Source organism: Methylobacterium sp. J-090 (assembly GCF_022829345.1).
Classification (GTDB): domain Bacteria; phylum Pseudomonadota; class Alphaproteobacteria; order Rhizobiales; family Beijerinckiaceae; genus Methylobacterium.
Window position 1 is genome coordinate 1 of record NZ_JAKSXV010000003.1, and the last position, 17,881, is coordinate 17,881.

Below are 17,881 nucleotides of genomic sequence, written 5' to 3' on the forward strand. Positions count from 1 at the left end.
TCGAGCGGCTGATCGGACGCCTCAAGCAGTATCGCCGCATCGCCACCCGCTACGAGAAGCGAGCGGCAAACTACCTCGCCATGGTCACACTCGGCATGACCATGCTCTGGCTCACATGACTTTGCAGAGAGGACCTAGACCCCCTCCCCGTGAGGGAAGGGGAACGCATGCGGCAAGGCCGGCTGCGGCAAGTCCGGCTCAGGCCGTCATTTCCTTCGTGCCGAGGCGCTTGTCGAGGTAGGTGTCCACGGTCTGGGTCAGCTCGTCGACCTTGCCGTCGAAGAAGTGGTTGGCGCCCTCGACCACCTGGTGCTCGATGATGACGCCCTTCTGCACCTTCACCTTTTCGATCACCGGCATCACCTCGCGGGCCGGCGCCACCCGGTCCTCGGAGCCGTGGACGAACAGGCCCGAGGACGGGCACGGCGCCAGGAAGGTGAAGTCGTAGCGGTTGGCCATGGCGGCAATGGAGATGAACCCCTCGATCTCGGGGCGCCGCATGAGAAGCTGCATTCCGATCCACGAGCCGAACGAGACGCCGGCGATCCAGCAGGCGCGGGCCTCCGGGTTGACCGACTGGACCCAGTCGAGGGCCGAGGCGGCGTCGGAGAGCTCACCGGTGCCGTGATCGAACGCGCCCTGGCTGCGCCCGACGCCGCGGAAGTTGAACCGCAGGGCGGCGAAGCCCCGGTTGGCGAAGGTGTAGAAGAGGTTGTACACGATCTGATTGTTCATCGTGCCCCCGAACTGCGGGTGCGGGTGGAGCACGATGGCGATGGGCGCGCCCTTCTTCTTGGGGGCCTGGTAGCGTCCCTCGAGACGGCCGGCCGGACCGGTGAAGATGACTTCGGGCATGGATCTCTCACAAGCTTCGAGGGGAGCGCGCGACGCCGGACGCACGGCAGACACCGCGCGGAACGCCTTGACTCGACGGGGCGCGAACTTAAAAGCGCTCTTAGAACGGTTCTAGTGGACTGGAACTGTTCTAAACAAGCGGTTCGGGCGCGTCCGGGTCGCTGCGTTCGCGTTGTTGCGTCCCTTGGGTGCGCCCCTTGCACGACGGGCTGTCGAATAGGGTTCTTCGGCGCCTTAGCATGATCGTGGGGGGCAAAAGCAAGGATTTGTCGTCTTCGACCTTGAGACCGCCAGTGGTTTTCGCCCCATGACTTCGCCGCGTGCCTATCTCGACCACAACGCGACCTCGCCGGTTCGGCCCGAGGTGGCTGCGGCCGTGGCGCGGGCTCTGGCGCTGTCCGGCAACCCGTCCTCGGTCCATGCCGAGGGCCGGGCGGCGCGGGCGGCCCTGGAGCATGCGCGCGCGCAGGTCGGCCGCCTCGTCGGGGCGGGCCGAGGCCGCGTGGTGTTCACGAGCGGCGGCACGGAGGCCGCCAACGCCGTCCTGTCCGGCGCCCTGCGCCGGGCCGGCGAGGCGGCCCCGACCCGGCTGATCATCGGTGCCACCGAGCACCCCTGCGTCGCCGCCGGCCATCGCTTCCCGGCCGAGGGCGTGGACGTGATCCCGGTGGATGCCAGCGGCGTCATCGACCGCGTCGCCCTCGCCGAACGGCTCGACCGGCACCGGGGGGAGGGCGTCCTCGTCTCGGTCCATGCCGCCAACAACGAGACCGGCGTGATCCAGCCGCTCTCCGACATCGTCGCCCTTGCGCGCGGCCACGGCCGCGCCCTCGTCCACTCCGACGCCGTGCAGGCGGTCGGCAAGATCCCGCTGGATTTCGCCGCCCTCGGCCTCGATGCCCTGACCCTCTCGGGCCACAAGTTCGCCGCCCCCCGGGGCGTCGGCGCCGTGGTGCTCGCCGCGGGCGTCACCCTGGAGCCCGCGTTCCTGCGCGGCGGCGGCCAGGAGGGGCGCCTGCGCGCCGGCACCGAGAACCTGCCCGGCCTCGTCGGCATGGGGGTGGCGGCCGAGATGGCGGGGCTCGGTGAGTCCCGCGAGGTCCTGCGGGACGCCATGGAGGCGGGCCTGCGGGCCCTCGCGCCCGACCTCGTGGTGTTCGGTGAGGGGGCGCCGCGCCTGCCCAACACCCTCAGTTTCTCCATCCCCGGCCTCGACGCCCCGACGGCCGTGATGCGCCTCGATCTGTCCGGGATCGCGGTCTCGTCCGGGTCGGCCTGCGCCTCGGGCAAGGTCGCCCGCTCGCCCGTTCTCGCCGCCATGGGGGTCAGCCCTGATTTGGCTGCGGGGGCCCTGCGCGTCAGCCTCGGGTGGAACAGTACGGAAAGCGACGGGACGCGCTGTCTCGCCGCCTGCGAACGCCTCGTCGAGACCCTATATCGACGGAGAGGCCGGGCCGCCTGACGGCGGGCCGACCAAACCCTTTCTCGCGACCACGCCCGGCCCTTGACGCCGGGTCGATCAGGAGACGCCAATGCCTGCCGTGCAGGAGACCATCGACCGGGTCCGATCCATTGATCTGGACCAGTACAAGTACGGGTTCGAGACCACCATCGAGATGGAGAAGTCCGAAAAGGGCATCTCCGAGGACGTGATCCGCTTCATCTCGGCCAAGAAGGACGAGCCCGAGTGGATGCTCGCCTGGCGCCTTGACGCCTACAAGCGCTGGCAGACCATGCAGGAGCCCGACTGGGCGCGCGTCTCCTACGACAAGGTCGACTACAAGAACATCTACTACTACGCCGCTCCGAAGCGCCCGGCGGCGATGTCGCTGGACGAGATCGACCCCGAGATCCTCAAGACCTACGAAAAACTCGGCATTCCCCTGCGCGAGGTCGAGGTTCTGGAGGGCATCGCCCCCGAGCGCCGGGTCGCCGTCGACGCGGTGTTCGATTCCGTCTCGGTCGCCACCACCTTCAAGGCCGAACTGTCGAAGGCCGGCGTGATCTTCATGCCGATCTCGGAGGCCATCCGCGAGTACCCGGACCTGGTGAAGAAGTACCTCGGCTCCGTCGTGCCGGTGACGGACAACTTCTTCGCGACCCTGAACTCGGCGGTCTTCTCCGACGGCTCGTTCGTCTACATCCCGCCGGGCGTGCGCTGCCCGATGGAGCTCTCGACCTATTTCCGCATCAACGAGCGCGACACCGGCCAGTTCGAGCGGACCCTGATCATCGCCGACAAGGGCTCCTACGTCTCGTATCTCGAGGGCTGCACCGCCCCGAAGCGCGACGACAACCAGCTCCACGCCGCCGTGGTCGAGCTCGTCGCCCTCGACGACGCCGAGATCAAGTACTCGACGGTGCAGAACTGGTACCCCGGCGACAACGAGGGCAAGGGCGGCATCTACAACTTCGTGACCAAGCGCGGCGATTGCCGCGGCGCCAACTCGAAGATCTCGTGGACGCAGGTCGAGACCGGCTCGGCCATCACCTGGAAGTACCCGTCCTGCATCCTGCGCGGCGACAATTCCCGCGGCGAGTTCTACTCCATCGCCGTGTCGAACGGCATGCAGCAGGTCGATTCCGGCACCAAGATGATCCATCTCGGCAAGAACACCACCAGCCGGATCATCTCGAAGGGCATTTCGGCGGGCCGTTCGCAGAACACCTATCGCGGGCTGGTGTCCGCCCACCGCAAGGCCACGGGCGCGCGCAACTTCACCAACTGCGACTCGCTCCTCATCGGCGACCAGTGCGGCGCGCATACGGTGCCGTACATCGAGTCGAAGAACTCCTCCGCGCAGTTCGAGCACGAGGCCACCACCTCGAAGATCTCCGAGGACCAGATGTTCTACTGCCAGCAGCGCGGCCTCTCCAACGAGGAGGCGACCGCCCTCATCGTCAACGGCTTCGTCCGCGACGTGCTGCAGCAGCTGCCGATGGAGTTCGCCGTCGAGGCCCAGAAGCTGATCTCCATCAGCCTCGAAGGCTCGGTGGGGTAGGGCGCCGTCTTTCCTTCTCCCCTCTGCGGGAGAAGGTGGCCCGCGAGGCGGGTCGGATGAGGGGAGTGCGCGATCCGGAGAGGTCGCCCCCTCTTGCGGGACTTCGTCCCAATCCGCCTGCTCCGCAGGCACCCTTCCCCGCAGAGGGGGAGGGTCGTTCCGCGTTTCAAATTCTAGACTGGACGATGCTGCAATGATCGAAATCAAGAACCTCACCGTCGCCATCGAGGACAAGCAGATCCTCAACGGCCTCAACCTCACGGTGAACGACGGCGAGGTCGCGGCCATCATGGGGCCGAACGGCTCCGGCAAGTCGACCCTGTCCTACGTCATCGCCGGCAAGGAGGATTACGAGGTCACCGACGGCGAAATCCTGCTCGACGGCGTCAACATCCTCGAGATGTCCCCCGACGAGCGCGCCGCGAGCGGCGTGTTCCTGGCGTTCCAGTATCCCCTGGAGATCCCGGGCGTCGGCACCATGACCTTCCTCAAGGCGACGCTGAACGCCCAGCGCCGGGCGCGGGGCGAGGGCGAGCTCTCGACCCCCGACTTCATCCGCAAGGTGAATGCGGCGGCCGAGAAGCTCGAGATCAACAAGGACATGCTCAAGCGCGCCCTCAACGTCGGGTTCTCCGGCGGCGAGAAGAAGCGCATGGAGATCCTGCAGATGGCCCTCCTGGAGCCGAAGTTCTGCGTGCTGGACGAGACCGATTCCGGCCTCGACATCGATGCCCTGCGCGTCGTCTCCGGCGGCGTGAACGCGCTTCGCGCACAGGGGCGCTCGTTCCTCGTCATCACCCACTACCAGCGCCTGCTCGACTACATCGTGCCGGACGTGGTCCACGTCATGTCGCAGGGCCAGATCGTGAAGTCGGGCGACAAGGATCTGGCGAAGGCCCTCGAAGCGTCGGGCTACGCCGAGTACCGCACGGGCGAGGCCGCCTGATCATGGCCGACATCACCCCGCTCCGCACGGCGGCCGAGACCGGCCTGACCAAGCTCTTCGAAGCCACGAAGATGAAGTACCCCACGGGCGTGTCCATCGCCCGCGAGGAGGCGTTCCGCTACTTCGAGGCGGTGGGCCTTCCGACCCGCCGGGTCGAGGCGTTCAAGTACACGGATCTCCGCTCCGCGTTCCGCGACGCCGCCCATCCGGCCGAGATGCCGTCGGCCGAGACCGCCAAGGCGGCCGTCGCCGAGGCTAGGGGCTTTGCCGGCATCGAGGCCGTGCGCCTCACCTTCGTCAACGGCCACCTCATCGAGGCAGAATCCGACCTCACCCGCATCCCGGCCGGCATCACCGTGACGCCGCTCACCGAGGCCCTGACGGACGGGGATGCGCGCCTCGCCCAGCTCACCCCCGTGAAGCAGGCCGCCGAGAACGCCATCTATCAGCTCAACACCGCCTTCCTGGCCGACGGCGCGCTGATCTCGGTGGCGGCTGGTGCCAAGGTCGAGACGCCGCTTCATCTCCGCTTCGTCGGCACCGGGTCGGAGGCCTATTCCACCGCTACCCGAGTGCTCGTGGTGTTGGAGGAGGGCGCAGAGGCCTTCGTGCTCGAAAGCCACGAGGGGCCGGACGGCGTCGCCTACCAGCCCAACGACGCCGTGGACGTGGTGGTGGGCGATCATGCTACGTTCCGGCATGCCCGTCTGAACGCCGAAGGCCGCGAGGCCGTGGCGCTCTCCACCCTGTCGGCCCGACTCGGGGCCGAATCCGCCATCGAGACCGTCAACGTGGTGGTGGGCGCCGTGCTTTCGCGCCATCAGGTCTACCTGAACTTCGCCGGGGCCGACGCCCGCGCGGTGGTGAACGGCGCGGCCATGCTCAACGGCAAGCAGCTCGCCGACACCACCTTCCTGGCCGACCACGCCGCCACCGGCGGGGTGAGCCGCGAACTGTTCAAGACCGTGGTCGACGGGGCCGCCACCGGCGTATTCCAGGGCAAGATCATCGTTCAACAGGCGGCCCAGCAGACCGACGGCAAGATGATGTCGGCCTGTCTCATCCTGTCCGACGAGGGGCAGATGATGAACAAGCCCGAGCTCGAGATCTTCGCCGACGACGTCGCCTGCGGCCACGGCGCCACCTGCGGCGCGCTCGACGACGACCTGCTGTTCTACCTCATGCAGCGCGGCCTGCCGAAGGCCGAGGCCGAGAGCCTGCTGGTCCAGGCGTTCCTGGGCGCCGCCATCGAGTCGGTGAGCCACGAGGGGGTTCGCGAGGCGCTGATCGGCACCGTCGAGGCGTGGTTGCGGGCGCGGGGGTAGGGCCAGGGCTAACCCTCCCCCCTCTGCGGGGGAGGGTGGTCGCGGAGCGACCGGGAGAGGGGGCGACCTCTCCGGATCACGCGCTCCCCTCACCCGACCCGCTTCGCGGACCACCCTCTCCCGCAGAGGGGAGAAGGAAAACCCAGCGCTTGTGGAAGGGGACAGATGATGGGCCAGCCGCCCAAGCTGAACGAGGTCCCGCCCCGCCTGCGTTCCTACGCCCGGGCGCATCGGCAGACGATGCCCCGCGCCGAAGCCCTGTTCTGGGAGCAGGTTCGTGGCGGACGCTTCGACGGTCACAAGTTCAAACGGCAGGTGCCGATCGCGCCCTACATTGTCGATTTCCTATGCGTATCGGCGCGGCTGGTTATCGAACTCGATGGCGAACCACACGAGACTGAAACCCGCAGAGTACGGGATGCCAAGCGCGATGCTTGGTTTGCCCAGCAGGGCTTTAAGGTCCTTCGCTTCTCGAACGATCTCGTTCTCGGCAATCTCGGCGCTGTGATGAGCAGGGTCGAACACGCCATCGAAGGGCGGTGCTGCCCCTCTCCCGCCTCGCTCCGCGAGGCACCCTCCCCCGCAGAGGGGGGAGGGGCTCGCGCGCAGGACACCCAACAGGTTTCGCCATGAACGCACCCATCCCATCCACCCCCTACGACGTCCAGGCGATCCGAGCTCAGTTCCCGATTCTGTCGCAGAAAGTCTACGGCAAGCCGCTGGTCTATCTCGACAACGCGGCCTCCTCGCAGAAACCCCGCGCGGTGATCGACGCCATGGTGAACTGCATGGAGACCGGCTACGCCAACGTCCATCGCGGGCTGCACTTCATGGCGAACGCCGCCACGGAGGGCTTCGAGGGCGCACGCGAGACGACCCGGCAATTCCTGAATGCCGAGTCCACCGACGAGATCATCTTCACCCGCAACGCCACCGAGGCCTACAACCTCGTGGCCTCGTCCATGGGCCTCATGGGCCAGATCGGGGAGGGGGACGAGATCATCCTCTCCATCATGGAGCACCATTCCAACATCGTGCCCTGGCACTTTTTGCGTGAGCGGCGCGGTGCGGTGATCAAGTGGGCGCCGGTGGACGACGCCGGCAATTTCCCGATCGAAGAGTACGAAAAACTCTTCACGCCGCGCACGAAGATGGTGGCGATCACCCACATGTCGAACGTGCTGGGCACGGTGACGCCGGCGGCCGAGATCGTCCGCATCGCCCATGCGCACGGCGTGCCGGTGCTCCTCGACGGGGCCCAGAGCGCGGTCCACCAGCCCATCGACGTGAAGGCGCTCGATTGCGACTTCTTCGTCTTCACCGGCCACAAGGTCTACGGCCCCACCGGCATCGGCGTGCTCTACGGCAAGAAGGAGTGGCTGGAGCGCCTGCCCCCCTACCAAGGCGGCGGCGAGATGATCCGCACGGTGAGCCAGGATTCCATCACCTACAACGATCCGCCCCACCGCTTCGAGGCCGGCACGCCGGCGATCATCGAGGCGGTGGGCCTCGGCGCGGCGCTGGAATTCATGATGACGCTCGGCCGCGACCAGATCGCCGCGCACGAGGCTTCGCTCCTCGCCTACGCGCAGGAGCGCCTCGGGACGATGAATTCCGTGCGGATGATCGGCACCGCCAAGGACAAAGGCGGCGTCATCGCGTTCGAGATGAAGGGCGCGCATGCCCACGACATCGCGACGATCATCGACCGCTACGGCGTCGCGATCCGGGCCGGCACCCATTGCGCGATGCCGCTGCTCACGCGTTTCGGTGCGACCTCCACCTGTCGCGCCTCGTTCGGCCTGTATAATACCCATGAAGAAGTGGACGTCCTCGCCGAGGCCCTGGCCAAGGCCGAGGTGATGTTCGCGTAAGGGATCAACCATGAGCGATTCAGCCATCACCGGTGGGGCCAACACGCCCGCCATCGCCAGCGCCTCGGCGATTCCGCCGGAGGAACTCGACCGCCTGACCGACGACATCGTGGCTGCGCTGAAAAGCGTCTACGACCCGGAGATCCCGGCCGACATCTATGAGCTCGGCCTGATCTACAAGGTCGACATCGCCGACGACCGCACGGTGGCCATCGACATGACCCTGACCGCCCCGGGCTGTCCCGTGGCCGGCGAGATGCCTGGCTGGGTCGAGACCGCGGTCGCCGCCGTGCCGGGCGTCCAGGCCTGCGCCGTCACCATGGTGTTCGATCCGCCGTGGGACCAGAGCCGCATGTCCGACGAGGCCCGCGTCGCGCTCGATATGTGGTAGGGCGCCGACCTGGAGCATCATCCCGAATCCCGTACTCGGGACAATGCTCCGAAGGCCTTGTTTTCGCATCGTCTCTTTCCGAAAGCCGGAAGCCACCTTTCGGGACGATGCTCTAGCCCTCCGTCGCCAGGTCGCGGCGGCCCGGGAAGCTCAGCCCCTCGTAGATGTCGGCAAGGGCGAGGCTGGCTCCGATCGCCGGCAGGGCGATCACCGCCTCCAGGCCCTCGAAGGCTTCGATCTCCCACGCATCGTTCCCGCGCGTGTAGAGCAGAGCCTGCGGCTTGAGGGTCTCGATGAGGAGAATGTAGGCCAGCGTCGGGTGCCGCTTGTATTCCTCCACCTTGCGCGTCTGATCGATGGCGGTGGTGGATGGCGAGGCGACCTCGACGACGAGCCTGGGTTCTCGGGCTTCATACGTATCGGGCACCAAGGCGGCGCATTCGACCATCACGTCGGGCCGCCGCAGCATCGTGATGTTGGTGCGGATCGCGATGTCGGACGTGGTTGGACGGCAGGGTTTTCCGCGCAGCTGGGTGCCGAGACTGATGATGACGTTCACCGTCGCCAGATCGTGCTGCACACTCGCGCCCGTCATCATCCTATGGCGGGGGACCGGATATCCGTCCACGAGTTCATAGAGTTCGTCCTGAGCGCGCTGCCAGACGAAGAAATCCTCGATGGTCATCGGGGCGAGGGCTGCGTCGGCCATGGAAGCTCTCCGTGCTGGCACGAGTCTAGCGCAGGGCGCCCCACCCCGTCACCGGAGTGGACCGCAGCCTCCGCCATCCTTATCTTAACCGCGCACGATCATCCTCAACCGCCCGGGCCTTGAACCCGGCTGCCGGAGAGACCCCATGGCTTCGAATTTCAAAGTCCTCTCGCTCACCGATGCGGCGGCGACGCGCATCAAGGCGATCATCGCCGATGCCGATCGGCCGATCGCGGGCCTTCGCGTCGGGGTGAAGAACGGCGGCTGCGCCGGCATGTCCTACACCATGGAGTACGCGGACGGGCAGAAGCCCGGCGAGGACATGGTCGAGGATCGCGGGGTCAAGGTGTTCGTCGACCCGAAGGCGCTGCTGTTCCTGCTCGGCACGCAGATGGATTTCACCGCGACCAAGCTCGCCTCGCAGTTCGTGTTCAACAATCCGAACCAGACCTCGGCCTGCGGCTGCGGTGAATCCGTCGCGATCACCCCGGTCAATCCCGAGGCCGTGCGCGCCACCGCCTGAGGGAGGAGCCGCTCGGCGTCAGGCCACGTCGGGCAGGGACAGGCTCTCGCTGTCGTCGACGGTGCGGTTGCGGCCGTCGCGCTTGGCCATGAACATGCACTGATCGGCCCGCTCCAGGAGCGACACGGCCGTGTCGCTGGAGCGCGAGACGGCAATGCCGAGGGAGATGGTGACCTTGCCGAGCGACTCTCCCGTGGAGCGCTTGACGAGGTCGCGTCCCATCACGCTGGCGCGCACCTTCTCCGCCAGGGCGAAGGCCTCGGCCCGGTCCGCTCCCGGCAGGAGGATACCGAATTCCTCGCCGCCGAAGCGCGCCAGGGTGGCGCGGGCGGTGATGTGCTCGCGCATGACCAGGGCGACGAGGCGCAGGACCTGATCACCCGTCAGGTGGCCGTAGACGTCGTTGAAGCGCTTGAAGAAATCGACGTCGATGACGATGAGGCTCGCCGGCACCCGGTCGGCCACGGATTCCTCGACCATGGCGTGCAGGCTCTCCTCAAACTGCTTGCGGTTCGACAGGCCGGTGAGGGGGTCCGTGAGACTTTCGAGGCGGGTTGCCGCCAGGGTCTCGCGCAGGAACTCGATCTCCTTGCGGCTCTCGCGCATGCGCGCCTCGAGGGTGCGGTTGTTGGCCGTTACCTCCCGGGTGGTCGCCACCAGCGCGCCGACGATCTCGTGAACCCGGGCCCGGTCCAGGCCCTTGCCGCCGAGATCGTTCGAGAGGATGCGCAGGGATTCGCCGTACTGCGCCGTGGAGCCCAGCGACAGGTCGAGCACCTCCATGATGCCCTCGATCTCCGAGAGTACGGTGCTGCTCGTGCGCTCGGCCGCGTGCGCCAGGCGCTGCCCGTCGAGATAGGTCTCGTAGAGGGTGTCGATATCGGAATCGAGCAGCGCGCCCTTGGCCGTGAGGCGCTTGACCGCGTCGTTCAGCAGCGGTTGGAGGCCGGAGACGTAGGTGTACCAGACCGTGTAGGCCCGCGGCGTCGCCGAGGGGCCGTAGTCACGCATCAGCACGTTCGCGCGTTCCGCGAGCGCAAAGGTCCGGTCCCGGTCTCCGTGACTGCCGCCCATGTCCCGTCCAACCACGCGATCGTTCCCGGACTACGCGCCACTACGGGGACGGAAGGCCGACGGCGCATTCTAATCCGCAGATCGTGGAGAGGCCGTTAAGAGGCCCAGGACTTGAGAAAGCCCCAGGAATCGGCGCGCTGGGCCCGCATCGCGACGGACACGGTAGAAAGGCCTATTTGGGCGTCTTGACGACGGCCGGCCGCAGGAGGAAGGCCGGCACATGGGAACCGAGGCCGATGGGCGTGTCGCCGTCGTCCTCGTCTCCGCGCCGCCGGGGAGCGGGCCGGCGCTCCTCGCGCCGCGGTTCGGCGATGCGCGCGGGTACGCTCGTCCGTTCGGGCGCCGGCTCCCTGGAGCGGGCCGGTGCCGGGGTGGCGACGGCCTCGCCCTCGACCGCGGGAGACGGTCCCCGCTCGGGAGTACCCCGACGGCCTTTGCGGACACGGGGCTCGGCGCGGGGCTCGGACCGGGCGGCGTCACGGCCGGACTCGGCGCCGCCGCGCCGGCGCAGGGTCTCCCCGGACTTGCCGCGATGGCGCGTCCGGGTCGGCGCATTCTCGTTCACCGTCGCGGGCGCGGCTTCGGGCAGGGCGCTGAGGTCGCCCTCGGCCCAGGGGATCGGCTGACCGATCAGGCTCTCGATGGCGGTGATCGAGCGCTCGTCGGAGCGGGTCACCAGGGTGAAGGCGTGGCCGGCCCGGCCGGCCCGGCCCGTGCGGCCGATGCGGTGGACGTAGTCCTCCGGGTGGTGGGGCACGTCGAAGTTGAAGACGTGGCTCACGGCCGGGATGTCGAGGCCGCGCGCGGCGACGTCGGAGGCCACCAGCAGCGGCACCTCGCCGGAGCGGAAGCCGTCGAGCGCGATGGTGCGGGCGCGCTGGTCCATGTCGCCGTGGAGCGCGGCGACGTTGAAGCCGTGGCTCGCGAGCGACTTCTGCAGGAGCGCCACGTCGCGCTTGCGGTTGCAGAAGATGATGCCGTTGTTGAGCTCGGCCTCGCCCCGGATGAGCCGGCGCAGGAGGTCGCGCTTCTCGTGGCCCTCGGAACCCGTGGCCACGAGCTTCTGCACGATGGTCTCGGCGGTGGAGGCGGGCCGGGCCACCTCGATCCGCTGGGGCGTGTGCAGGAACATGTCGGCCAGCCGCTCGATCTCCGGCGGCATGGTGGCCGAGAAGAAGAGGGTCTGGCGGGTGAACGGCACCATCTTCACGATGCGCTCGATATCGGGGATGAAGCCCATGTCGAGCATCCGGTCGGCCTCGTCGATGACGAGGAGTTCGACGCCCGTGAGCAGGAGCTTGCCGCGCTCGAAATGGTCGAGGAGCCGGCCCGGCGTGGCGATGAGCACGTCGGTGCCGCGCATGAGCTTGGCGTCCTGGTCGGCGAAGGACACGCCGCCGATGATGAGCGCCACGTTGAGCTTGTGGTTCACGCCGTAGCGGTCGAAATTCTCCACCACCTGGGCGGCGAGCTCGCGGGTCGGCTCGAGGATGAGGGTACGCGGCATGCGGGCGCGCGCCCGGCCGTTCTCCAGCAGGGTCAGCATCGGCAGCGTGAACGCCGCCGTCTTGCCGGTGCCGGTCTGGGCGATGCCGAGCACGTCGCGCCGGGCCAGCACGTGGGGAATGGCCTGGGCCTGGATCGGCGTCGGCTCGGTGTAACCGGCCGCCGTGACGGCCTGAAGGACCTTGTCGCTCAATCCGAGGTCGGCAAAAGACATATTCTATGAGAACCGTTGCGCGCGGGAAATCGACCGACCGGCGCGGAGTGCATCGACACGGCGACGGCTTCAAGGGGCGGTTTCGACACACGACCCGCCGCGCACACGCGTTGCGGGGACACTTAGAGCCTTGCGCGGCCGTGTCAATCTAGGGAGGGTCGCGTGACGCGGCTTATCCGCAATCCATCGCCGGATGCGCCGGGAGCCGGCCCGTAGTGGCAAGGGGCTTGCGCTGGGACGAGCCGGCTCTCCACCCGGCACAGAGGCTCGCTTCGCCGTGCGCATCCTCCTCATCAACCCCAACACCACGCAGGCCGTGACCGACCTCGTGGCCGATCATGTCCGGGGGCACATCCGGGCGATGGTCGGCGGGGCGGCCGAGATCGTGCCCGTGACCGGGCGGTTCGGCGCGCGCTACATCGCGAGCCGGGCGGCCTCCGTCATCGCGGGACACTCGGCCCTCGATGCGTTGGCCGAGCACGTCGCGGGTTGCGACGCGGTCTACCTCGCCTGCTTCGGCGATCCGGGGCTGATGGCGCTCCGCGAAGTCTCGCCGGTGCCGGTGGTGGGCATGGCCGAGGCTGCCTGCCGCGCGGCGGCCGCGGCGGGCCGGCGTTTCGCCATCGTCACCGGGGGCGCCTTGTGGGCACCGATGCTGACGGAGTTCGTCGTCGGCCTCGGCCTGAGCGACCGCCTGTCCGGCGTGCGCACGGTCGCACCGACGGGAGGCGAGATCGCCGCCGATCCGGAAGCGGCCCTGGGGCAGCTCGCCGCCGCCTGCCGGGCCTGCGCCGAGGTGGACGGGGCGAAGGCGGTCATCCTCGGAGGCGCGGCGCTGGCCGGGCTCGCCGCCCGCATCCAGCCCGCCGTCCCCGTGCCGGTCCTCTGCTCGGTGGAGGCCGGCACCCGCGCCGTGCTCGCGGCCGCCGGGACGGGGGAGGCGCGGGGTGCGGCCCCGGCGCTGGCGAGCATCGGCCTCGCCCCGGCGCTGGCGGCCCTGCTCGCGGGCGCCTGAAGCGGCCGCTTTGCAATGCAAAGAAAATGCTTGCAAGAGCTTTGCAAGGCAGCCTACTTTGCATCACAGAGTTCATGGAGGCATGGCGTGACCGATCTCGACAGGGCCCTGGCCGACATCGTCGCCATCCGGTCGCAACTCGTGCGCGGAACCGCCTTCAGCGGCTACGGTCCTGCGGCCTTCGCGGCCACCGCCGGGCTGGCCCTCGCCACCGCCACGGCGCAGACGCTTCTCCTCGATGAGCCGGAGGGCCGGCCGCTGCTCTTCTTCGGGGCCTGGGTCGCCACGGCCATCGCCGCCATCGGCCTCATCGGCGCGGAGATGCGGGCCCGTGCCCGCCGCCATACCGGAGGCCTCGGCGACGCGATGATCCACGATTCCGTCGAGCAGTTCCTGCCGGCGGGCGCCGCCGGGGCGCTCCTCGCCGTGGTGCTGGCGCGGATCTCGCCCGAGAGCCTGTGGCTGCTGCCGGGCCTGTGGCAGGTGCTGGTCAGCCTCGGCATCTTCGCCGGCGTCCGGGTCATGCCGCGCGGGGTCGCCCTGGTCGGCGCCTGGTACCTCGTCGCGGGTCTCGCGGTGCTCGTCATCATGGGCGAGAGCCGCGGCCTGTCGCCCTGGGCGATGGGCATCCCCTTCGCCGTCGGCCAGGGCTTGATGGCCCTGGTGGTCCGGTCCGCCTCGGAGGCCGACGATGCCGAAATCTGACGTCCCCTCCGCGGGGGCCCCCTTCGCCTATGACGGGCTCGACCGGGTCATCCACGAGAAGGCCCGCCTCGGCCTGCTCACCTCCCTCATCGCCCATCCGAAGGGCCTCGCCTTCGCCGACCTGAAGCAGCTCTGCGGACTCACCGACGGCAATCTCAGCCGCCACCTGCAGGTGCTGCAGGAGGCCGGCCTCGTCGAGATCCGCAAGGGCTACGACGGCAACCGGCCCCAGACCACCTGCGGTCTGACCGCCGCCGGGCGCCGTCGCTTCCTCGATTACCTCGCCGTGCTGGAACGCGTGGTCCGCGACGCGGCCGAGGCGGCTCAGGATGTCAGAGCCCAAGACGCGACAGCCCAAGACGCGAAAGAGGGCGCGACCGCCCAGGACGCGGAAGCCTCGAAGCACGGCGGCCGACCCCAGCCGGCGTGACCTCCGGCTCTCGCCGGATCCCCGGGACGCCCGAACTCCAATTTTCATTTGCCAGAAAGCTTTACAATGCAAAGTTCTTTGCAGGCCGGCCTCCACGTCGGCATCATCATGGACGGCAACGGCCGCTGGGCGACGGCGCGCGGCCTGCCCCGGGCGCTCGGCCACAAGGCCGGCATCGCGGCGATCCGGCGGGTCGTGGAAGCGGCGCCGGATCAGGGCATCGGCACGCTCACCCTCTACGCCTTCTCCAGCGACAACTGGCGCCGGCCGCAGGACGAGGTCACGGCCCTGATGGGGTTGCTGCGGCGCTACCTGCGGGAAGAGGCGGCGCGTCTCGCGAAGGCTGGGGTACGCCTCACCGTGATCGGCCGGCGCGACCGCCTGCCCGGGGGCATCGCCGAGGCCATCGGCCGGGCCGAGGCCGTGACGGTGGCGGGTACCGCCCTGCACCTGCGCATCGCCATCGATTACTCCGCCCGCGCCGCGATCCTCGCCGCCGCCGCCGCGCTGCCGGACTCGCGCACGCCCTCCGCCACGGAGTTCGGGCACCGCGTCAGCGGCGGGCCCGTGCCGGACGTCGACCTCGTCATCCGCACCAGCGGCGAGCAGCGCCTCTCGGACTTCCTCCTCTGGGAGAGCGCCTATGCCGAGCTGCACTTCACGCAAACGCACTGGCCCGATTTCGACGCGGGCGATCTCGCCGCGGCACTCCGATCCTTCGCGGGGCGGCAGCGTCGCTTCGGCGGCCTCACCGTTCCGGCCGAAGCCGCCTGAACCGCACGCCCCCACGCGCCGCGACCTCGGAGGAGAGCCGCCATGCGGATCCTGCTCATCAACGTGCCCCATCCGGCCATCGGCAGCCGGATCCCGGACGATCACCTGCCGCCCCTCGGCCTCCTGGCGGTGGGGGGACCTCTCATCGACGACGGCCACGTCGTACGTCTCGTCGACGGCGAGTTCGGCCCTGCGGCGACGGGGGACCTCGTCGCCGAGTCTGTACGCTGGCGCCCCGACGCGGTGCTGTTCGGCCATTCCGGCTCGACCTCGGGCCATCCCGTCATCGCCGAGGTGGCGGCGGCCGTCGCCCTCGCGCTGCCGGGCGTGCCCATCGTGTATGGCGGGGTGTTCCCCACCTACCATTGGCGCGAGATCCTGCGCGACGAGCCCTACGTCACCGCCATCGTGCGCGGGGAGGGCGAGGAGACGGCCCGGCGCCTGATGGCCGCCCTGGCGGCGGGGGCGTCCGTCGCGGCGGTGCCGGGCATCGCCTTCCGGGACGAGGCGGGCCCGAGGGCCACGCCGGACGCGGGCGTCATCCGCGACCTCGACGCCTACCGGGTCGGCTGGGAACTCATCGATCACGCCCGCTACAGCTACTGGGGCGGCCTGCGCGCCGTCGTGGTGCAGTTCTCGCGCGGTTGCCCGCACCTGTGCAACTATTGCGGCCAGCGCGGCTTCTGGACCCGCTGGCGCCACCGCGACCCGGTCCGCTTCGCCCGCGAACTGGCGCGCCTTCACCGCGAGCACGGCGTGCGGGTCGTCAACTTCGCCGACGAGAACCCCACCGTCTCGAAGAAGGCCTGGCGCATCTTCCTGGAGGCCCTGATCGCCGAGGATGTCGATCTGATCCTGGTGGGCTCCACCCGCGCCGACGACATCGTGCGCGACGCCGACATCCTCCACCTCTACAAGCGGGCGGGCTGGGCGCGCTTCCTGCTCGGGCTCGAGAGCACCGACGCGGCGACGCTCGCGCGCATCCGGAAGGGGGCGACGACGACCACGGACCGCGAGGCGATCCGTCTCCTGCGCCGCCACGGCATCCTCTCGATGGCGACCTGGGTGGTGGGCTTCGAGGAGGAGACCGACCGGGATTACTGGCGGGGCCTGCGCCAGCTCCTCTCCTACGATCCCGACCAGATCCAGATGCTCTACGTGACGCCCCATCGCTGGACGCCGTACTTTCGGCTCGCGGCCGGGCGCCGGGTCATCCAGACGGACCGGCGGCGCTGGGACTACAAGCACCAGGTCCTGGCGACCCGGCACATGCCGCCCTGGCGCGTGCTGCTCTGGTTCAAATTCATCGAACTCGCCGTGCAAGGCCGGCCGCGCGCGCTGGCCCGGGTGTTGTTCCATCCGGACCGAGGCCTGCGCCACGCCATGCGCTGGTACACCCGCATGGGCCGGCGGGTCTGGCCGCACGAGATCGCCGGCTTCCTGCGCGATCCCCTGGTGCGGGACGGCCCGAGCGTCGCCGCTTTCTGGGGCGAGCCGCAGGAGGCCGAGGAGGAATCCATGCGGGCGAGCCGACCCGAGCGACCGGTCGTGTCCCGCCTCAATGCCTGAGGCCGGCAGCCGTGCAGGGGTCCAGGGTGGTGCGGGCGGCGGCCCCGCCGATGGAGCCCGTGGTCTCCGGGTCGAACGGGGCCGCACGCGCCTCGCGCAGAGCGGGCGACCCGGTCGCGACGACGCGCGAGAGATACTGGGCCGTGCCGAGGGCGACGAGGCCGACCGCGAGACTCAGCTTGATCGTCCGGGACAGCAGCGTGGCGGGTCGCCGGAACGTGGGCTCCTCCCGATCCTGAACGGGATGCCCGTCCCGGGGGCGATTGATGGAGCGGCTGGGAGGAAGCATGGCGGAGGCAATCGTCGGTGCGACAGGCCGGTCGGTCGGCTCGATACCCATCTTTCCCCATCAGGGTTAAAAGTGCTTCACGAACGCCCGATCACCGGCGGTTCTCTTTAGAGACACGGCGTCCGTCTTCCTCTTGTCCGCACCGATCCGCGAGGAACGGCATTAAAACGTTAAGTGCGCATGCGCTTCCGGCAGGATCGTGCCAAGGATAGGGGGATGGCAGGAAAGTTTCGCGGAAATGTGATTCCATCGGCTCGGCGATGGAGCGGCGCTATCCTTATGGATCTGTCGATGTGCGCCACAGCACCGACGGCCTCACGTCGAGGTGACCTGCAGCTAACCTTTACCCTTCATTGAGATGTGCTGGGCTATCCGATGCTCATGTTGCAGGAAAGCGACAGACCTCGCGGCGTCCAGGGACTACAAGCGCGCCGGCTTTCGCCAATCCAGAACCGAGTACCCCGATGAAAAGACTGCTTCTCGCCACGACCGTCCTCGCCGGCCTGACCGCCGTCGCCTCGGCCGCCGACCTTCCGCGCCGCGCCGCGCCGCCGGTGTTCGTGCCGGTCCCCGTGTTCACCTGGACGGGCTTCTACGCCGGTTTCAACGCCGGTTACGGCTTCGACGCCTCCAGCAACAGCGCGCCCACCATCATCGGCGTGAACGGCGCCAGCACCCTG

The 17,881-nt window shown here is 68.9% G+C and carries 18 protein-coding genes and 2 pseudogenes; 15 read left to right on the forward strand and 5 right to left on the reverse strand.

Features of this window, described 5'->3' with window-relative positions; genetic code table 11:
* Window positions 1-119 (forward strand): annotated as a pseudogene (locus MKK49_RS00050) (IS5/IS1182 family transposase); the annotation flags it as partial.
* A 79-nt stretch (window positions 120-198) separates the two neighbouring features.
* On the opposite strand, the gene MKK49_RS00055 reads toward MKK49_RS00050, so the two are convergent.
* Window positions 199-855, reverse strand: a complete 657-nt coding sequence (locus MKK49_RS00055; protein ID WP_056095938.1) for an alpha/beta hydrolase — start codon at window positions 853-855, stop codon at window positions 199-201.
* Between the two features lie 307 nt (window positions 856-1,162).
* Here MKK49_RS00055 and MKK49_RS00060 point away from each other — a divergent pair, with 307 nt between their 5' ends.
* The 7 genes from MKK49_RS00060 (at window position 1,163) to MKK49_RS00090 (ending at window position 8,393) form a co-directional block, all read left to right on the forward strand.
* Window positions 1,163-2,317, forward strand: coding sequence for a cysteine desulfurase family protein (locus tag MKK49_RS00060; protein ID WP_244025962.1), 1,155 nt, complete (start codon window positions 1,163-1,165; stop codon window positions 2,315-2,317).
* Between the two features lie 70 nt (window positions 2,318-2,387).
* Window positions 2,388-3,857 (forward strand): Fe-S cluster assembly protein SufB, encoded by a 1,470-nt coding sequence (sufB, locus tag MKK49_RS00065; RefSeq protein WP_244025963.1) that lies wholly within the window; start codon window positions 2,388-2,390, stop codon window positions 3,855-3,857.
* 193 nt (window positions 3,858-4,050) lie between these two features.
* The gene (gene sufC, locus MKK49_RS00070; protein ID WP_244025964.1) at window positions 4,051-4,803 is read left to right on the forward strand and encodes a Fe-S cluster assembly ATPase SufC; all 753 of its coding nucleotides are present in this window, start codon (window positions 4,051-4,053) and stop codon (window positions 4,801-4,803) included.
* Window positions 4,804-4,805: 2 nt separating this feature from the next.
* Window positions 4,806-6,128, forward strand: a complete 1,323-nt coding sequence (gene sufD / locus MKK49_RS00075; protein WP_244025965.1) for a Fe-S cluster assembly protein SufD — start codon at window positions 4,806-4,808, stop codon at window positions 6,126-6,128.
* A gap of 165 nt (window positions 6,129-6,293) precedes the next feature.
* Window positions 6,294-6,761: an endonuclease domain-containing protein gene (locus tag MKK49_RS00080; protein ID WP_244025966.1), complete on the forward strand. Its 468-nt coding sequence runs from the start codon at window positions 6,294-6,296 to the stop codon at window positions 6,759-6,761.
* A complete protein-coding gene (locus tag MKK49_RS00085; RefSeq protein ID WP_244025967.1) occupies window positions 6,758-8,002 on the forward strand; it encodes a cysteine desulfurase in 1,245 nt (414 codons plus the stop codon). Before MKK49_RS00080 ends, MKK49_RS00085 begins: the two co-directional genes overlap by 4 nt.
* A gap of 10 nt (window positions 8,003-8,012) precedes the next feature.
* Window positions 8,013-8,393, forward strand: a complete 381-nt coding sequence (locus MKK49_RS00090; protein ID WP_056095958.1) for an SUF system Fe-S cluster assembly protein — start codon at window positions 8,013-8,015, stop codon at window positions 8,391-8,393.
* A 112-nt stretch (window positions 8,394-8,505) separates the two neighbouring features.
* Here MKK49_RS00090 and MKK49_RS00095 read toward each other — a convergent pair whose 3' ends face one another.
* Complete coding sequence (locus MKK49_RS00095) at window positions 8,506-9,102, reverse strand: Uma2 family endonuclease (protein ID WP_244025968.1); 597 nt, start codon at window positions 9,100-9,102, stop codon at window positions 8,506-8,508.
* A gap of 145 nt (window positions 9,103-9,247) precedes the next feature.
* On the opposite strand from MKK49_RS00095, the gene MKK49_RS00100 reads away from it, so the two are divergent.
* Window positions 9,248-9,625 carry a HesB/IscA family protein gene (locus MKK49_RS00100; RefSeq protein ID WP_056095965.1) on the forward strand — a complete coding sequence of 126 codons (378 nt, stop codon included), beginning with the start codon at window positions 9,248-9,250 and terminating at the stop codon, window positions 9,623-9,625.
* 18 nt (window positions 9,626-9,643) lie between these two features.
* Here the strand turns inward: MKK49_RS00100 and MKK49_RS00105 are convergent, their stop codons facing one another.
* Together MKK49_RS00105 and MKK49_RS00110 are read right to left on the reverse strand one after the other, a co-directional pair.
* Window positions 9,644-10,699 (reverse strand): diguanylate cyclase, encoded by a 1,056-nt coding sequence (locus MKK49_RS00105; protein ID WP_409564993.1) that lies wholly within the window; start codon window positions 10,697-10,699, stop codon window positions 9,644-9,646.
* A gap of 172 nt (window positions 10,700-10,871) precedes the next feature.
* On the reverse strand, window positions 10,872-12,419 hold the full coding sequence (locus MKK49_RS00110) for a DEAD/DEAH box helicase (RefSeq protein ID WP_244025969.1): 1,548 nt from the start codon (window positions 12,417-12,419) through the stop codon (window positions 10,872-10,874).
* 277 nt (window positions 12,420-12,696) lie between these two features.
* Here MKK49_RS00110 and MKK49_RS00115 point away from each other — a divergent pair, with 277 nt between their 5' ends.
* The 5 genes from MKK49_RS00115 (at window position 12,697) to bchE (ending at window position 16,912) form a co-directional block, all read left to right on the forward strand.
* The gene (locus MKK49_RS00115; RefSeq protein WP_244025970.1) at window positions 12,697-13,434 is read left to right on the forward strand and encodes an aspartate/glutamate racemase family protein; all 738 of its coding nucleotides are present in this window, start codon (window positions 12,697-12,699) and stop codon (window positions 13,432-13,434) included.
* A gap of 87 nt (window positions 13,435-13,521) precedes the next feature.
* Window positions 13,522-14,139 (forward strand): hypothetical protein, encoded by a 618-nt coding sequence (locus MKK49_RS00120; protein ID WP_244025971.1) that lies wholly within the window; start codon window positions 13,522-13,524, stop codon window positions 14,137-14,139.
* Window positions 14,126-14,569, forward strand: a complete 444-nt coding sequence (locus MKK49_RS00125; protein ID WP_244025972.1) for a transcriptional regulator — start codon at window positions 14,126-14,128, stop codon at window positions 14,567-14,569. Before MKK49_RS00120 ends, MKK49_RS00125 begins: the two co-directional genes overlap by 14 nt.
* Window positions 14,570-14,635: 66 nt before the next feature.
* Window positions 14,636-15,343 (forward strand): di-trans,poly-cis-decaprenylcistransferase, encoded by a 708-nt coding sequence (locus tag MKK49_RS00130; RefSeq protein ID WP_244025973.1) that lies wholly within the window; start codon window positions 14,636-14,638, stop codon window positions 15,341-15,343.
* 42 nt (window positions 15,344-15,385) lie between these two features.
* Window positions 15,386-16,912: a magnesium-protoporphyrin IX monomethyl ester anaerobic oxidative cyclase gene (gene bchE / locus MKK49_RS00135; RefSeq protein ID WP_244025974.1), complete on the forward strand. Its 1,527-nt coding sequence runs from the start codon at window positions 15,386-15,388 to the stop codon at window positions 16,910-16,912.
* Here bchE and MKK49_RS00140 read toward each other — a convergent pair.
* The gene (locus tag MKK49_RS00140; protein ID WP_244025975.1) at window positions 16,902-17,201 is read right to left on the reverse strand and encodes a hypothetical protein; all 300 of its coding nucleotides are present in this window, start codon (window positions 17,199-17,201) and stop codon (window positions 16,902-16,904) included. The two genes, bchE and MKK49_RS00140, sit on opposite strands and share 11 nt — an antisense overlap.
* Before the next feature lie 464 nt (window positions 17,202-17,665).
* Between MKK49_RS00140 and MKK49_RS00145 the strand changes: the two are divergent.
* A pseudogene (locus MKK49_RS00145) lies at window positions 17,666-17,881 on the forward strand (porin family protein); the annotation flags it as partial.

Bases quoted from the DNA above. Each gene is read 5' to 3' on its own strand.
- MKK49_RS00060 (WP_244025962.1), top strand. From the start codon at position 1,163: ATGACTTCGCCGCGTGCCTATCTCGACCACAACGCGACCTCGCCGGTT.
- MKK49_RS00080 (WP_244025966.1), top strand. From the start codon at position 6,294: ATGATGGGCCAGCCGCCCAAGCTGAACGAGGTCCCGCCCCGCCTGCGT.
- sufC (WP_244025964.1), top strand. From the start codon at position 4,051: ATGATCGAAATCAAGAACCTCACCGTCGCCATCGAGGACAAGCAGATC.
- MKK49_RS00100 (WP_056095965.1), top strand. From the start codon at position 9,248: ATGGCTTCGAATTTCAAAGTCCTCTCGCTCACCGATGCGGCGGCGACG.
- MKK49_RS00105 (WP_409564993.1), bottom strand. From the start codon at position 10,699: ATGGGCGGCAGTCACGGAGACCGGGACCGGACCTTTGCGCTCGCGGAA.
- bchE (WP_244025974.1), top strand. From the start codon at position 15,386: ATGCGGATCCTGCTCATCAACGTGCCCCATCCGGCCATCGGCAGCCGG.
- MKK49_RS00055 (WP_056095938.1), bottom strand. From the start codon at position 855: ATGCCCGAAGTCATCTTCACCGGTCCGGCCGGCCGTCTCGAGGGACGC.
- MKK49_RS00095 (WP_244025968.1), bottom strand. From the start codon at position 9,102: ATGGCCGACGCAGCCCTCGCCCCGATGACCATCGAGGATTTCTTCGTC.
- sufB (WP_244025963.1), top strand. From the start codon at position 2,388: ATGCCTGCCGTGCAGGAGACCATCGACCGGGTCCGATCCATTGATCTG.
- MKK49_RS00085 (WP_244025967.1), top strand. From the start codon at position 6,758: ATGAACGCACCCATCCCATCCACCCCCTACGACGTCCAGGCGATCCGA.
- MKK49_RS00090 (WP_056095958.1), top strand. From the start codon at position 8,013: ATGAGCGATTCAGCCATCACCGGTGGGGCCAACACGCCCGCCATCGCC.
- MKK49_RS00140 (WP_244025975.1), bottom strand. From the start codon at position 17,201: ATGCTTCCTCCCAGCCGCTCCATCAATCGCCCCCGGGACGGGCATCCC.
- MKK49_RS00110 (WP_244025969.1), bottom strand. From the start codon at position 12,419: ATGTCTTTTGCCGACCTCGGATTGAGCGACAAGGTCCTTCAGGCCGTC.
- sufD (WP_244025965.1), top strand. From the start codon at position 4,806: ATGGCCGACATCACCCCGCTCCGCACGGCGGCCGAGACCGGCCTGACC.
- MKK49_RS00125 (WP_244025972.1), top strand. From the start codon at position 14,126: ATGCCGAAATCTGACGTCCCCTCCGCGGGGGCCCCCTTCGCCTATGAC.
- MKK49_RS00130 (WP_244025973.1), top strand. From the start codon at position 14,636: ATGCAAAGTTCTTTGCAGGCCGGCCTCCACGTCGGCATCATCATGGAC.